This window comes from Flavobacterium niveum (assembly GCF_055231775.1).
In genome coordinates this window covers 466,668-480,531 of the sequence record NZ_JBUYSX010000003.1, presented here as the reverse complement: position 1 = coordinate 480,531, position 13,864 = coordinate 466,668, and the positions used below count along the sequence as shown (strand labels likewise).

At 46.6% G+C, this 13,864-nt stretch carries 9 protein-coding genes; all 9 read left to right on the top strand.

Annotation, left to right across the window (positions count from 1 at the left end):
- Positions 1 to 6 precede the first annotated feature (6 nt).
- Genes ACZIX4_RS10505 through ACZIX4_RS10465 form a run of 9 tightly spaced genes read left to right on the top strand, consistent with a single transcriptional unit; the run spans position 7 to position 13,833 of the window.
- Positions 7 to 1,341, top strand: a complete 1,335-nt coding sequence (locus ACZIX4_RS10505) for a rhamnogalacturonan acetylesterase (RefSeq protein ID WP_463335588.1) — start codon at positions 7 to 9, stop codon at positions 1,339 to 1,341.
- A 10-nt stretch (positions 1,342 to 1,351) separates the two neighbouring features.
- Positions 1,352 to 4,132, top strand: a complete 2,781-nt coding sequence (locus ACZIX4_RS10500; RefSeq protein WP_463335587.1) for a glycosyl hydrolase — start codon at positions 1,352 to 1,354, stop codon at positions 4,130 to 4,132.
- A gap of 6 nt (positions 4,133 to 4,138) precedes the next feature.
- Positions 4,139 to 5,533, top strand: coding sequence for a family 43 glycosylhydrolase (locus ACZIX4_RS10495; protein WP_463335586.1), 1,395 nt, complete (start codon positions 4,139 to 4,141; stop codon positions 5,531 to 5,533).
- 10 nt (positions 5,534 to 5,543) lie between these two features.
- Entirely contained in the window at positions 5,544 to 6,350 is an 807-nt protein-coding gene (locus tag ACZIX4_RS10490) for a DUF4350 domain-containing protein (protein WP_463335585.1), read from the top strand.
- A 2-nt stretch (positions 6,351 to 6,352) separates the two neighbouring features.
- Positions 6,353 to 7,852, top strand: a complete 1,500-nt coding sequence (locus tag ACZIX4_RS10485; RefSeq protein WP_463335584.1) for a tagaturonate reductase — start codon at positions 6,353 to 6,355, stop codon at positions 7,850 to 7,852.
- A gap of 11 nt (positions 7,853 to 7,863) precedes the next feature.
- The gene (locus ACZIX4_RS10480; protein WP_463335583.1) at positions 7,864 to 9,501 is read left to right on the top strand and encodes a UxaA family hydrolase; all 1,638 of its coding nucleotides are present in this window, start codon (positions 7,864 to 7,866) and stop codon (positions 9,499 to 9,501) included.
- A gap of 25 nt (positions 9,502 to 9,526) precedes the next feature.
- Positions 9,527 to 11,443 carry a rhamnogalacturonan lyase gene (locus tag ACZIX4_RS10475; RefSeq protein WP_463335582.1) on the top strand — a complete coding sequence of 639 codons (1,917 nt, stop codon included), beginning with the start codon at positions 9,527 to 9,529 and terminating at the stop codon, positions 11,441 to 11,443.
- Positions 11,444 to 11,445: 2 nt separating this feature from the next.
- Entirely contained in the window at positions 11,446 to 12,237 is a 792-nt protein-coding gene (locus ACZIX4_RS10470) for a rhamnogalacturonan acetylesterase (protein ID WP_463335581.1), read from the top strand.
- 6 nt (positions 12,238 to 12,243) lie between these two features.
- The gene (locus ACZIX4_RS10465) at positions 12,244 to 13,833 is read left to right on the top strand and encodes a glycoside hydrolase family 43 protein (RefSeq protein ID WP_463335580.1); all 1,590 of its coding nucleotides are present in this window, start codon (positions 12,244 to 12,246) and stop codon (positions 13,831 to 13,833) included.
- The last annotated feature ends 31 nt before the right edge of the window (positions 13,834 to 13,864 follow it).

Below are 13,864 nucleotides of genomic sequence, written 5' to 3'. Positions count from 1 at the left end.
ATCAAAATGCCAAAGATATTTTATCCCATAATAGTATTCTTTCTGTCGCTTTCGTGCTTTGCGCAGCAAAACTCATTCAAGTTTGATTTTGGTACGGGCAAAGCCGAAAAGGGATTTGTAAAGATAACACCCGAAACAAAATACAGTGCTAAAACAGGCTACGGCTTCGACTTTGATTCTGAAGTGCAGGCGGAAACCCGTGGCGGCAAGGGTGTAAAAAAAGATTTTATAACCGGTACCAAGCCGTTTTACTTTTCGGTAAAACTGCCGGAAGGAAACTATGATGTGAAACTGGTTTTGGGTGATGTAAAAGGCACTTCGGCTACGACAGTGCGTGCCGAATGCCGCAGGCTGATGCTGGAAAACATAAAAACAAAACAAGGAGAGACTACAGAGCAAACCTTTACGGTACATGTGCGCGACAGCCTTATCCGTGATGAGAAGGGTAGTGTGGTAGACGGTCTGAAGCTTAAAAAGAGGGAGGGACGCCATCTGCACTGGGATAACGTGCTTACACTTGAATTTACGGATTCCATCCCGAAAGTTTGTGCGGTGGAGATAACACCAAACAAAACAGCGGCTACCATCTTTTTGGCAGGAGACAGCACCGTAACCGACCAGCCCGGGCATCCGTATGCTTCATGGGGGCAAATGTTCCCGGTGTTTTTGGTGCCGTCAACCATAGCGGTGGCCAACTATGCAGAAAGCGGTGAAACCATGCTTGCTTTTGAGCGTGAAAACCGCCTGAAGAAGATATGGAGCATGGCCAAGCCCGGCGATTACCTGTTTATAGAATTTACCCATAACGACCAAAAAGCGGGGGGCAACCACCTGGAGCCGTTTACTACTTTTAAGGATAAACTGAAAGAATGGATAGCCGAGGCCAGGAAAAGGAAACTGACCCCTGTGTTGGTTACTTCCACAAACCGCAGGAATTTTGATGCGGAAGGCCATATTGTAAACACGCTTCTGGAATATCCTGAAGCCATGAGGCAGACCGCCAAAGAGGAAAACGTGGCGCTGATAGACCTTACTGCCATGAGCAAAACGTTCTACGAGGCTTTGGGCGAAAAAGAGTCGATGAAAGCGTTGGTACATTACCCTGCCAATACCTTCCCGAACCAGGAAAAGGAGTTACAGGACAATACCCACTTCAGCCCGTATGGCGCTTATGAGCTTGCCGAATGTGTGGTAAGCAGCATCAGCAGCCAGGGTTTGCCTTTGGCAAAATACATCCGCAAAGATGTGAAGAAGTTTGACCCTGCCAAACCGTTGCCGCCAGCACAGTTTTACTGGCCTGCGAGCAGTTTTACCAATACCCGCAAGCCCGACGGGAACTAAAACCAATACAATGAAAACATACAAAATACTGCCTGTACTGTTTAGCTTTGGCCTGCCGCTTGTGTGTGCGGCACAACAGCAGTGGCCTGAAGTTACCCAAACTGCCAAACCCTGGACACGCTGGTGGTGGATGGGCAGCGCGGTAGATAAAGAAGGTGTAGACAAACAGCTGAGCCAACTGGGAGCGGCAGGTTTTGGCGGCGTAGAGGTGGTGCCTATTTATGGCGCAAAAGGTTACGAAAATAAATACATAAGCTACCTTACCCCTGATTGGATGGGCGTGCTGGACTATACCGTAAGCGATGCTGCTAAATACGGTATGGGTGTGGATATTTCGGTGGGGACGGGCTGGCCCATAGGAGGCCCGCAGGTTACTGCCGAAGATGCCGCGAGTAAAATGGTAATGCAAACCTATACCCTGAAAGCAGGCGAACCCTTCAAAGAAAAGATTACTATAGCCGATGAAAAGCAGAAAGGTGTACCCGGTGTAGCCCTTAGTGCGGTGGTGGCGTATGATGATAAAGGAAAAGCTGAAATAATAACCGATAAAGTACTGGCAGACGGTACGCTGAAATGGAACCCGAAAACAGGAAACTACCAGGTGTATGCCCTGTTTACGGCAAAAACCGGACAAAAGGTGAAACGTGCCGCGTTAGGTGGGGAGGGCTTTACCTTAGACCATTTTTCTGATGTGGCGCTGGGTAATTATTTCAAGAAGTTTGATACGGCATTCGGTGGTACCAGCCACGGGGTGCGTTCGTTTTTTAACGACAGCTACGAGGTATACGGTGCCAACTGGACAGCAGATTTCTTTACAGAATTTGAAAAGAGGCAGGGGTATGACCTGAGGCCTTACATAAAATACCTTGTTGAAAAGGCCGACGACGATGTTACCACGCGCGTAAAAGCCGATTACAGAGAAACCATGAGCGCACTGATGCTGGAGAATTTCACAAGGAAATTTACTGCGTGGGCCAATGGCAAAAAAGCGATGAATACCAACCAGGCACACGGTTCGCCGGCAAACCTGCTCGACCTGTATGCGGCGGTAGACATCCCTGAGAGTGAAACTTTTGGCAGTACGCCGTTTAACATACCCGGATTGCGCAGTGCCGGTGCCGAAGCACAGGAAGTAGGGCCTGACCCGAGCATCCTGAAATTCTCATCGTCGGCAGCGCATGTTATGGGCAAAAAGCTTACCTCAAACGAAACGTTTACCTGGCTTACCGAGCATTTTAAAACCTCGTGGAGCCAGTGTAAACCCGAAGTGGAGCAGGTATTTTTGAGTGGCATTAACCACGTGTTTTACCACGGTACACCTTATTCGCCTGCCGATGCGCCGTTCCCGGGGTGGCTGTTTTATGCTTCGGTTAACTTCACCCCGCAAAACAGCATGTATCCGCACCTTAACGGGCTGAACGAATACATAGCCCGCTGCCAGGCCATACTGCAAAGCGGCACACCCGATAACGACGTGCTGGCCTACTGGCCTGTGTACGACAGCTGGATGAACGCTAAAGGACTGGATATGCCATTTGGTATCCACCAGATAGACAACTGGCTGTGCCCAACGGTTTTTTACCAGAATGTTTCTGCACTGCAGGGAATGGGTTATGCGCTGGATTATGCTTCAGACAAAATGCTGGCCGAAGCCAAAGTAGTTAATGGGCAAATTAAGGTTAGCGATAACGGCGCGGCCTATAAAGTACTGGTAATTTCTAAAAGCAATTACATGCTGGTAAGCACGCTTGAAAACAGCATCAGGCTGGCTAAAAGTGGTGGTGTCATAGTATTGCAGGGATTCCCGGAAGATGTTCCGGGGCTGGATAACCTTGAAACCAACCGTAAAAAGCTAAAAGACCTGATTGCTTCCATTGCTTTGGTACAAAAGGCAAACGGCATCAGCGAGGCGGCTTTTGGCAACGGTAAAATCATTGTAAGCGATGATACTGCCAAAGGACTGGCTTATGCCAATGTACAAAGGGAAGCGCTGGTAGATACCGGCCTTAATTACATAAGGCGCAAAACGGATGATGGTGCGTATTACTACATTGTAAACCACCAGGATGTAAAGGTTGACCGTTTCATCAACTTTAATACTGTTGCCACGAATGCTGTGCTAATGGATCCGCAAACCGGCGCTATCGGTACGGCAGATTTCAGTAAGCAGGCAAACGGCACCGGGGTAAGGCTGCAACTGGCACCGGGTGAGGCTATGTTTGTGAAGTTATCTAACGGTACGCCTTCAGGTAAGGACAATTGGAAGTATGTAAACTCGGTTGAAAAACCTATTGCAATAAACAGTAAGTGGAAGCTTCATTTTGTAAACGGAGGGCCTGAAATCCCTGCCGACAGGGAGCTTACCGCACCACAGCTGTGGACGGATTTTACTACCGATGTTGCTGCGCAAAACTTTTCGGGTACTGCAATATATAATACTACATTTAAGCTGAAAAAGAAGGCTGCTGATGATTATATGCTGAGCATTGCCACACTAAACGAGAGTGCACGCGTAACAGTAAACGGACAGGATGCCGGTATTATATGGTGTGTGCCGGTTCAGCTGAATATAGGCAAGTACCTGAAAAAAGGCGAGAATACCATACAGATAGATGTGTGTAACCTTATGGCTAACCGCATCCGCTATATGGATAAAAATAAAATGGAGTGGCGCAAATACCACGAGATAAACTTTGTAAACATTAAGTACAGGGACTTCGACGCGTCAAACTGGGAGGTGCAGCCTTCGGGTATAAGCGGGGTGAGTATTGTGCCTGTAGATTATAAATAGAACATTTTGGGTAAACCTATAAAAATAGTAGCCTTACTGTTACTGCTCCTTAGTGGTATTTCTTCGCATGCGCAAAAGTCGGGTTACGATGCCATATACTCCGGTACACCCTGGTTTGATGACAAGGGCGAGGTAGTTAGCGCCCACGGTGCCTGTATTGTAAAAGACAATGGCAGGTACTATTTGTTTGGCGAAAAGCACCAGGACGACAGCAATGCCTTTGCAGGTTTTAACTGCTATTCGTCTGCTGATTTATACAATTGGAAGTTTGAAAGCCTTGCCCTGCCGGTGCAGCCTTCGGGTAAACTGGGGCCAAACAGTGTAGGCGAAAGGGTTAAGGTAATGAAATGCCCCACTACTAAAGAATACGTAATGTACATGCATGCCGATACGCTTACCTATAAAGGCCAGTTTGTAGGCTATGCCACTTCAGATAAAATAACCGGGCCGTATATCTTTAAAGGGCCACTGCTGTTTAACGGCCAGCCAATTAAAAAATGGGATATGGGTACCTTTCAGGATACTGACGGCAACGGTTATGTACTGCTGCATGGCGGTGACATTTACAAGCTCAGCAGTGACTACAAAAGCGTTACCGAACAGGTAAATAAAAGCTTTGAACCCGGTTTTGAGTCGCCCGCTATTTTCAGGAAAGGGGATATGTATTATTTCCTTGGGTCGAACCTTACCGCCTGGGAAAAGAACGATAACTATTATTACACGGCTACTTCGCTGTATGGCCCCTGGGAAAAGCGTGGCCTTTTCGCCCCGGAAAACACCCTTACGTGGAACTCGCAAACCACCTTTGTATTACCCATACAGGGTACTAAAGGCACGACCTATATGTTTATGGGCGACAGGTGGTCGTACCCTAAGCAGGCATCTTCGGCTACGTATGTGTGGCAGCCGCTGAAAGTAGAAGGCGCAGTGCTTTCGTTGCCTGATTTTACAGAAGCCTGGCAGATCGATGTAAAAACGGGTTTGGCTACGGTTGTAAAACCCAAAGGCAAGAGTATAGAGAATATCGATAAAGGCATAAAATACATTGGCAACTGGAAACAAACCGAAGCTGAAACAGCATCTGACAATAAAGCTGATGCTTTTGTTGTACCTTTTAACGGCACACAAATAAGCCTGTACGGTGCAGGTGGCCCTGAGGGTGGTTATGCCGAAGTACAACTTAAAGACAGCAAAGGAAAAGTGATACTCACAACCCTGATTGACTATTATGTGAAGTACAAGTCGGCAGGATTACGGTTTATAAGCCCGGTTTTACCCAAAGAAGATTATACCCTTACGGTTACCGTAATGGGAGTACGCGGAAACTGGTCGGACAAAAAGAAGAGCAATTACGGCAGTACCGGTTATTTTGTGTCGGTAGATAAAATTTTGATTAAATAAATATAAAAGTATGATAAACCCTAAACTGATTATAGCCACAGCGGCATCGTTACTGGCGGCCTGCGTTACGCAACAGGCGGGCACTACTGCACCAAAGAAAAAAGTGGTGTTAGACTATTACTACAACAACGAATGGAAAAAGGATAAAACCACCGGCAAAGATACCCGCTGGCACTACACCTGGGAAGATACCACCTTTGGGGGATATTCTTCGCTTGGGGAGATTTTTAGCAAACAAGGCGCAGAAATCAGCTCGCTGGAAACCAAGCCTACCGATGCAACACTTAAAAGCGCTTCGGTATATATCATTGTAGATCCTGATACCGAAAAGGAAACGGCTACCCCTAACTATATGGATGAACAGGGAGCAACTGCAATAGCCAAATGGGTGAAAAATGGCGGTGTGCTGGTACTATTGGCTAATGACAGCGGCAATTGCGACCTGCAACACCTTAATATCCTTTCAGATAAGTTTGGCATCCATTTTAATGAGGACAGCCACAACCGTGTGCAGAATGATCAGTTTGAGCAGGGAGCCGTAATGACACCTGCCGGACACGAGATATTTGGCTCAGCTAAAAAGCTGTATGTAAAAGAATACAGTTCGCTGAATGTGGCAACCCCAGCAAAAACGGTACTTAAAAGCGGGGAGAATAACCTTATGGCTGTGGCCAAATACGGTAAGGGGACAGTGTTTACGCTGGGCGATCCGTGGATTTATAATGAGTATGTAGGCGGCAAAAAAATGCCTGCCGATTTTGTGAACTACCAGGCAGCGGAAGAGTGGGTAAAATGGCTATTGAAACAAACAAAATAACAATGCAACTATCTAAGGAAAATTTAAAGCATATTGAAGCAAAACCGGGGCTGCAAATTCCCGACGAAAAAATATTTACCCTACCCGAAAAGGTACTGCAATTTGGTACAGGGGTGCTATTGCGCGGCCTCCCTGATTATTTTATAGATAAAGCCAATAGGCAGGGCGTATTTAACGGCCGGGTGGTTATAGTAAAGTCTACCGGCGGCAGTAGCGACGAATTTGCCCAACAAGACAGCCTGTATACCGTTTGTGTGCGTGGTTTGGCTAATGGCAACGAGGTGAAAGAGGATATTATTAATGCATCGGTGAGCCGTGTGTTGGCTGCCAAAACTGCATGGGCAGAAATACTGGAATGCGCCCACAACCCCGAAATGAGTATTGTATTATCTAATACTACCGAAGTTGGTATTCAGTATGTGGAGGAAAATGTGCTCGATGGTGTACCTGAGTCATTCCCGGGGAAGCTGCTGGCATTTTTATATGAGCGTTATAAGGCGTTTAATGGCGATGCTACCAAAGGTATGGTGATAGTGCCTACTGAGCTGATTACAGATAATGGTGATACTTTAAAAAGTATAGTATTGCGTCTGGCAGCCTATAACAATCTTGAAGCGGCTTTTATTTCATGGCTTACAGAGCATAATACGTTTTGCAATTCGTTGGTAGACCGAATTGTGCCGGGTAAGCCATCGGGTGATGATTTAGAAGTGCTTGAAACGGCTTTAGGCTATACCGATAGCCTGCTTACCATGAGTGAACCGTTTTGCCTCTGGGCAATACAGGGTGGTGAAAAGGTAAAGGAAGTACTATCATTCTATAAAACCGATGATGCCGTAAAAATAGCCGAGGATATTACGTTGTTTAAAGAGTTAAAACTGCGTATCCTTAACGGTACACATACTTTTAACTGTGGCCTGGCTTACCTGTGCGGTTTTGAACTGACCCGTGAAGCTGTGGGCAATGAATTTTATAGTGTGTTTACACACAAGCTTATGAAGCAGATAAGCAATGCCATTCCGTATGAAATTGACGAGAATGTAAAAGCAGCCTTTGCCAAAGATACGTTTGAGCGTTTTTGCAATCCGTTCATCAACCACCAGTGGCAGAGCATTACGGTACAGTATACCTCAAAAATGAGGATGCGCAACGTACCGCTGTTACTACAGCATTACAAGGTAAATAACAGTGTACCGAAATATATGGCTACAGGGTTTGCCGCTTACGTGTTATACATGAAAGCAGTTAAAAATGAAGACAGCCGTTTTTGGGGTGAACGCAATGGCGAATTGTATGAGATAAAAGATGAATCTGCGGCATATTTCCATGAATTGTGGAATGGTAATGATGCAGATGCTGTGGTAGATACGGTTTTGGCGAATGAAACACTTTGGGAAACCAACCTTGCAGCCTTACCAGGCTTTGCCGATGCGGTTAAGGCACAAATGAAAAGTATAACTACAAACGGTGCGCTGCAAACCGTAGCGGCATTGGAACAATAATTAGTATTCAGATGAAGCACAGGGTTTTAAAAGTAAATGCTAAGGATAATGTAATTGTGGCTTTATCTGACCTTGCCAAAGGAGAAATAATTTCCTTTGAAGGGCACGACTATGTAATGCAGGAAACCATACCGGCAAAGCATAAATTTTATATGCAGGACATGCAGTCCGGTGATGAAGTGACCATGTACGGGGTGCTTGTGGGCAAAATACAACTGCCCGTAACTGCCGGTAGCCGTATGAGTACGGAAAACCTGAAGCATGCCGCCGAGCCTTATTTTTACAGGGATGTTGACTTTGAATGGCATGCACCCGACGTATCTCAATTTGAAGGAAAAACATTTAACGGCTACCACCGTGGCGACGGCAGGGTAGGGACGGCAAATTACTGGCTGTTTATTCCCACGGTGTTTTGTGAAAACCGCAATATGGATGTTATCCGTGAGGCCATGCACAATGAATTGGGCTATGCCGTAACGGATAAATACAAGCAATACACGCATGCACTGCTTGAAGCCTACAAAGAAGGTAAAACCCTTGCAGATATAGACCTGTCGCCATCACAAAATAGTAATGACAGGCCGTTTAAAAATGTAGACGGTATTAAATTCCTGAACCACCAGGGCGGTTGTGGGGGTATTCGCCAGGATGCAGCAGTGCTGAGTAAACTCCTTGCGGCCTACGCTGACCACCCGAATGTAGGTGGGGTTACCGTGCTGAGCCTTGGTTGCCAAAACCTGCAGGTGCAGGATTTTATGGCCGACCTGAAGGCACACAACCCGAATTTTGATAAGCCGTTATATCTTTTTGAACAACAGAAATCGCAAAGCGAAGAACAAATGATAAAAGAGGCCATACTGCAAACTTTTGAAGGTTTGGCCCAAATCAACGCACTGGAACGTAAACCGGCACCACTGAGCAAGTTGTGCCTTGGTGTAAAATGTGGAGGAAGCGACGGTTTCAGTGGTATATCGGCAAACCCATCTGTGGGCTATTGTGCCGATTTGGTTGTGGCATTGGGCGGGCAGGTATTGCTTGCTGAGTTCCCCGAATTGTGTGGTGTGGAGCAGGAAATTGTAGACCGCTCTGTAGACCGCCCTACAGCGGAAAAGTTTATGGGCCTTATGAAAAGCTATGACAGGATTGTAACCAATGCGGGGTCCAGCTTTTCCATGAATCCATCGCCCGGCAATATTAAAGATGGGCTTATTACTGATGCCATTAAAAGTGCCGGTGCTGCCAAAAAGGGTGGTACATCGCCTGTTGTAGATGTGCTGGACTATACCGAACCCGCTACAAAGCCGGGCTTAAATTTGGTTTGTACTCCCGGTAACGATGTGGAAGCTACTACAGGTAAAGCTGCCAGCGGAGCCACACTGATACTGTTTACCACAGGGCTCGGTACACCTACAGGAAACCCAGTATGCCCCACCATTAAGGTTTCAACCAACAGCAGCCTTACAACCCGCATGGGCGATATTATAGACATTGACTGCGGGCCGGTGATTGAAGGTGAAAAGACCATTCAGCAAATGGGTGAAGCTATATTGGAATATTGTATTAAAGCAGCAAGTGGTGAAGTAATACCGAAAGCTGTGCAACTGAACCAGGATGATTTTATCCCGTGGAAACGCGGGGTATCGCTATAATTCCAAACAAAAACCATCAGGACAAATGAAAAAAAAGTTACATAAACTGCATAGCTATTTGGGCAAGGCAGTAGTGCTTGCGGCGCTTTTGGGTGCTTGCAACAGCCTGCATGCACAGAAACAAATGGAATACCTGAAAAGGGGAGTGGCAGCTACCACTGCCGAACAGGGTATACTGGTAAGCTGGCGCCTATTGGGTACCGAAGACAAGAACACTGCCTTCAACCTGTATCGTGTTACCAATGGCAAGGAGGTAAAGCTGAACAGCAAGCCACTTACTAAAGGCACCAACTTTTTAGATACCAAAGCCGATAAAACCAAAGACAACACCTATGTGGTGAAAGTGGTTTCCGGTAAAAAAGAGCTCGCGGGCGAAAGGTTTACCATTAAGGCAAACCAGCCAGCTTATATATCTATTGCCCTGAAAACACCTGAAGGTTATGCCCCGAACGATGCTTCGGTGGCTGACCTGGATGGTGATGGTGAGTATGAAATTGTGCTGCACCAGGTAGGTAAATCTCACGATAACAGCCACGATGGCCCTACAGACCCGCCTATTTTCCAGGCGTATGAGCTGGACGGTACGCTGTTGTGGACGATCAACCTTGGGGTAAACATCCGCGAAGGCGCACACTATACACAGTTTATGGTATATGACCTGGACGGCGACGGCAAGGCAGAAGTGGCCATGAAAACCGCCGATGGCTCTACCGATGGTAAAGGCAAGGTGATAGGCGACGCCTCTAAGGACTGGCGCAACGAAACCGGCCATATACTCCTTGGGCCGGAATACCTTACGGTTTTCGACGGGCAAACCGGTGCCGAAATAACAACTACCAAATTTATTGTACCACGCCACCCTGATACTGAAAACCCTACGAAAGAGCAACTGAAAGAAGTTTGGGGTGACGGCAACGGTAACCGCAGCGACCGCTACCTGGCGGGTGTGGCCTACCTCGACGGGAAATCGCCAAGCCTGGTTATGTGCCGTGGCTATTATACCCGTACCACACTTGCTGCCTGGGATTTTAAAGATAAAAAACTGAAACTGCGCTGGCTATTTGATTCGGCTGCATCGCCTGAAACCAAGCAATACGGTGGGCAGGGCAACCACAACCTTTCGGTGACCGATGTGGATAACGACGGCAAAGATGAAATTGTATATGGCGCCATGACGGTGGACGACAACGGCAAAGTTCTGAACAGTACCGGTTACGGCCACGGTGATGCACTGCATGTGGGCGACCTTGACCCTACACATCCCGGAGTGGAGATTTTTGACATACAGGAACGTTTTGACGATGCCGGTATGCACTTCAGGGATGGTGCCACAGGCGAAGTCCTTTGGAAAAAACCGTCGCTTTCTAAAGCTGACAAAGGGCAGGGACCGGGACGTGGCCTTGCGCTGAATATAGACCCGCGTTATCCGGGTTCAGAGTGCTGGGCTACCAGTGCCGGCATGAGCGGTATGTTCGACTGTAAAGGCAACAGGATTTCAGAGAAAGCACCATCATGCAATATGGGTATCTACTGGGACGGCGACCTGCTGAGCGAACTACTGAACGGTACCGTTATAGACAAATGGGATTATAAAACAGAAAGTACCAATGTGCTGCTTGATGCCAAAAACTTCGGTTGCGCGTCTAACAACGGTACCAAGATGAACCCGGTGCTGTCGGCCGACCTGTTTGGCGACTGGCGTGAGGAGGTTATCTACAGGACGGAAGATAATAAGGAACTGAAGATATTCAGTACTAACATCCCAACAGAACACAGGCTGTATACGCTGATGCACAACCCACAATACAGGCTGAGCATTGCCTGGCAAAACGTGGCCTACAACCAGCCGCCGCATGCCAGCTTCTATATGGATGAAAAAATGCCTGAGCCACCAAAAGCTAATATTGTTGTAAAACAGCCTGCATCGGCCAATACAAAATAAGCATGAAACAGAAGGGTTTTATCATCGCATTAATGGTGGTGTTTACCGCAACGGCTTTCTCGTTTATGCCGTTTAAGAATAGGCCAACGCTGTACATTATAGGCGACTCAACCGTAAAAAACGGAACCGGCCAGGGGGCTGATTTGCTTTGGGGCTGGGGAAGCTTTATGGGCGACCATTTTGATACCACAAAAATTTCGATACAAAACCGCGCCATTGGCGGGCGTAGTAGCCGTACCTTCCTTACAGAGGGGCGCTGGGAGAAGATACTTTCCACCCTTAAAAAAGGTGATTACGTAATCATGCAGTTTGGCCATAACGACGGTGGCCCGCTAAACGATACCCTGCGTGCACGCGGCACCATACCCGGAACCGGAAATGACAGCACGCAGATACACAACCTTATCCGTAAGGTAGATGAAACCGTGCACAGCTATGGCTGGTACATGCGTAAGTACGTGAATGAGGCCAAGGCCAAAGGCGCTGTGGCAATCATTTGCTCGCCGGTACCGAGGGGAGATTTTGACGAAAACGGCAAAATGAAAAAGGATAAATACGCTGCCTGGGGCAAGGAAGTTGCCACGCAAACCGGTGCGTATTTCATTCCGCTGAACGATTTGGTCATTGCCGATTATGAAAAGAAAGGCCCGGCTGCGGTTAAGGAATATTTCCCTAAAGACCATACGCATACCAATAAAGACGGCGCGCAGGTAAATGCACAGCTTGTAGTAAACGGGCTGAAGCAATTAAAAGGCTGTGAGCTGTCTAAATATTTAAACGGGTATAAAAAATAACAGCAGATGAAGAAATTACAGATTGTTATTTTCTGTATGATGTTTCTGTTTGCCCGGGCGCAGGAGCCGGATAATTTCCGGAATCCTGTACTGATGGGATTCAACCCGGATCCTTCTGTTTGCAGGGTTGGTGATGATTATTATTTGGTAACATCATCTTTTGTATGGTTTCCGGGCATACCTGTATACCATAGTAAAGATTTGGTTAACTGGGAGCTTATCGGCCATGGGATTTCACGTGCCGGACAAGTCGATTTCGCCGGGCTTAAAGATAAAGATGGTATCTGGGCCACTACTATACGGCACCATGATGGACTTTTTTATATTTCTACAACCTGTTCGGGCTGTGGCGGTAATTTTTACATCACTGCCCAAAATCCTGCAGGGCCATGGTCTGACCCGGTTTGGCTTAAAGATGCTCCGGGCATTGATGCATCCCTAATGTGGGATACTGACGGTAAATGCTATTATAGTGGTAATACCTGGGACTTTGAAAAATCCTGGCCGGGACAATGCGCCATTTGGGCACAGGAGCTTGATATAAAACTTGGTAAATTAGTTGGTGAAAGAAAAGTACTTACGTATGGGCATGCCAATAACGCAAGCTATACAGAATCGCCACACTTATATAATATTGACGGAAGTTATTTGCTCTTAACTGCTGAAGGAGGAACTGATACCTATCATGCCATAGCTGCCCACCATAGCAAATCGGTTTTAGGGACTTATGTTTCAGATAAAATAAACCCGGTTTTGTCGCACAGGCATCTGGGTAAAGGATATCCAATCCAGGCAGTGGGGCATGGCGACCTTGTACAAACACAAAATGGTGACTGGTGGGCGATGGTACTTGGTAAAAGGCTGGTAGATGGTGAAACGCCCCTTTCGAGGGAAACATTTCTTTGTAAAGTAACATTTGAGGACGGTACACCCATATTTAATCCCGGTTTTGGCAGGGTGATGGCTGAGCAGCAAAGGCCTGACCTACCATGGACCCCGTTTGCACCGGTACCTTACAGGGATGAGTTTACCGGAAAAGGCCTGTCTATGGATTGGTATTTTATACGGACTCCCAAAGATAAATTTTACAGTCTGAATAAAGGTAGGCTGGAACTGCGTCTAAAGCCTGAAACAGTAGACAATTTGGTTAGTCCGGCATTGATTGTACAAAAAATAAAACATCATGACTTTGTGGCATCGACCAAACTGGAATTTAAAACAAATAAGGATAACGAAACGGCAGGATTAATTATCCACCGTAATGCTGAAAGTTATTATTTGTTGGTCAGGGATAAGTCGGGTATTATTTTGATAAAGAAAGATAATGGTAAAAAAGAAACAGTAGCCCATATAAAATATGAACAGGGAACTGTATACCTGAAAGTAAAGGTTGATAAAACCGGTTTACAATTCAGCTACGGTAATGCGCCGGATGATATGAAAGCAATAGGCCCGGTACAAAATATAAATGTAATGTCTGACAGCAGTATAAATAAGTTTAATGGTACGGGTATAGGCATGTATGCTACCGCAAACGGTATTAAAAGTACCAATAATGCGGTATTCGACTGGTTTGAGTACCTGCCAAAACAATAGTCAGTTAAAAAAACAATGGTAATGAACAGAA

Bases quoted from the DNA above. Each gene is read 5' to 3' on its own strand.
- ACZIX4_RS10505 (WP_463335588.1), top strand. From the start codon at position 7: ATGCCAAAGATATTTTATCCCATAATAGTATTCTTTCTGTCGCTTTCG.
- ACZIX4_RS10500 (WP_463335587.1), top strand. From the start codon at position 1,352: ATGAAAACATACAAAATACTGCCTGTACTGTTTAGCTTTGGCCTGCCG.
- ACZIX4_RS10470 (WP_463335581.1), top strand. From the start codon at position 11,446: ATGAAACAGAAGGGTTTTATCATCGCATTAATGGTGGTGTTTACCGCA.
- ACZIX4_RS10475 (WP_463335582.1), top strand. From the start codon at position 9,527: ATGAAAAAAAAGTTACATAAACTGCATAGCTATTTGGGCAAGGCAGTA.
- ACZIX4_RS10490 (WP_463335585.1), top strand. From the start codon at position 5,544: ATGATAAACCCTAAACTGATTATAGCCACAGCGGCATCGTTACTGGCG.
- ACZIX4_RS10485 (WP_463335584.1), top strand. From the start codon at position 6,353: ATGCAACTATCTAAGGAAAATTTAAAGCATATTGAAGCAAAACCGGGG.
- ACZIX4_RS10480 (WP_463335583.1), top strand. From the start codon at position 7,864: ATGAAGCACAGGGTTTTAAAAGTAAATGCTAAGGATAATGTAATTGTG.
- ACZIX4_RS10465 (WP_463335580.1), top strand. From the start codon at position 12,244: ATGAAGAAATTACAGATTGTTATTTTCTGTATGATGTTTCTGTTTGCC.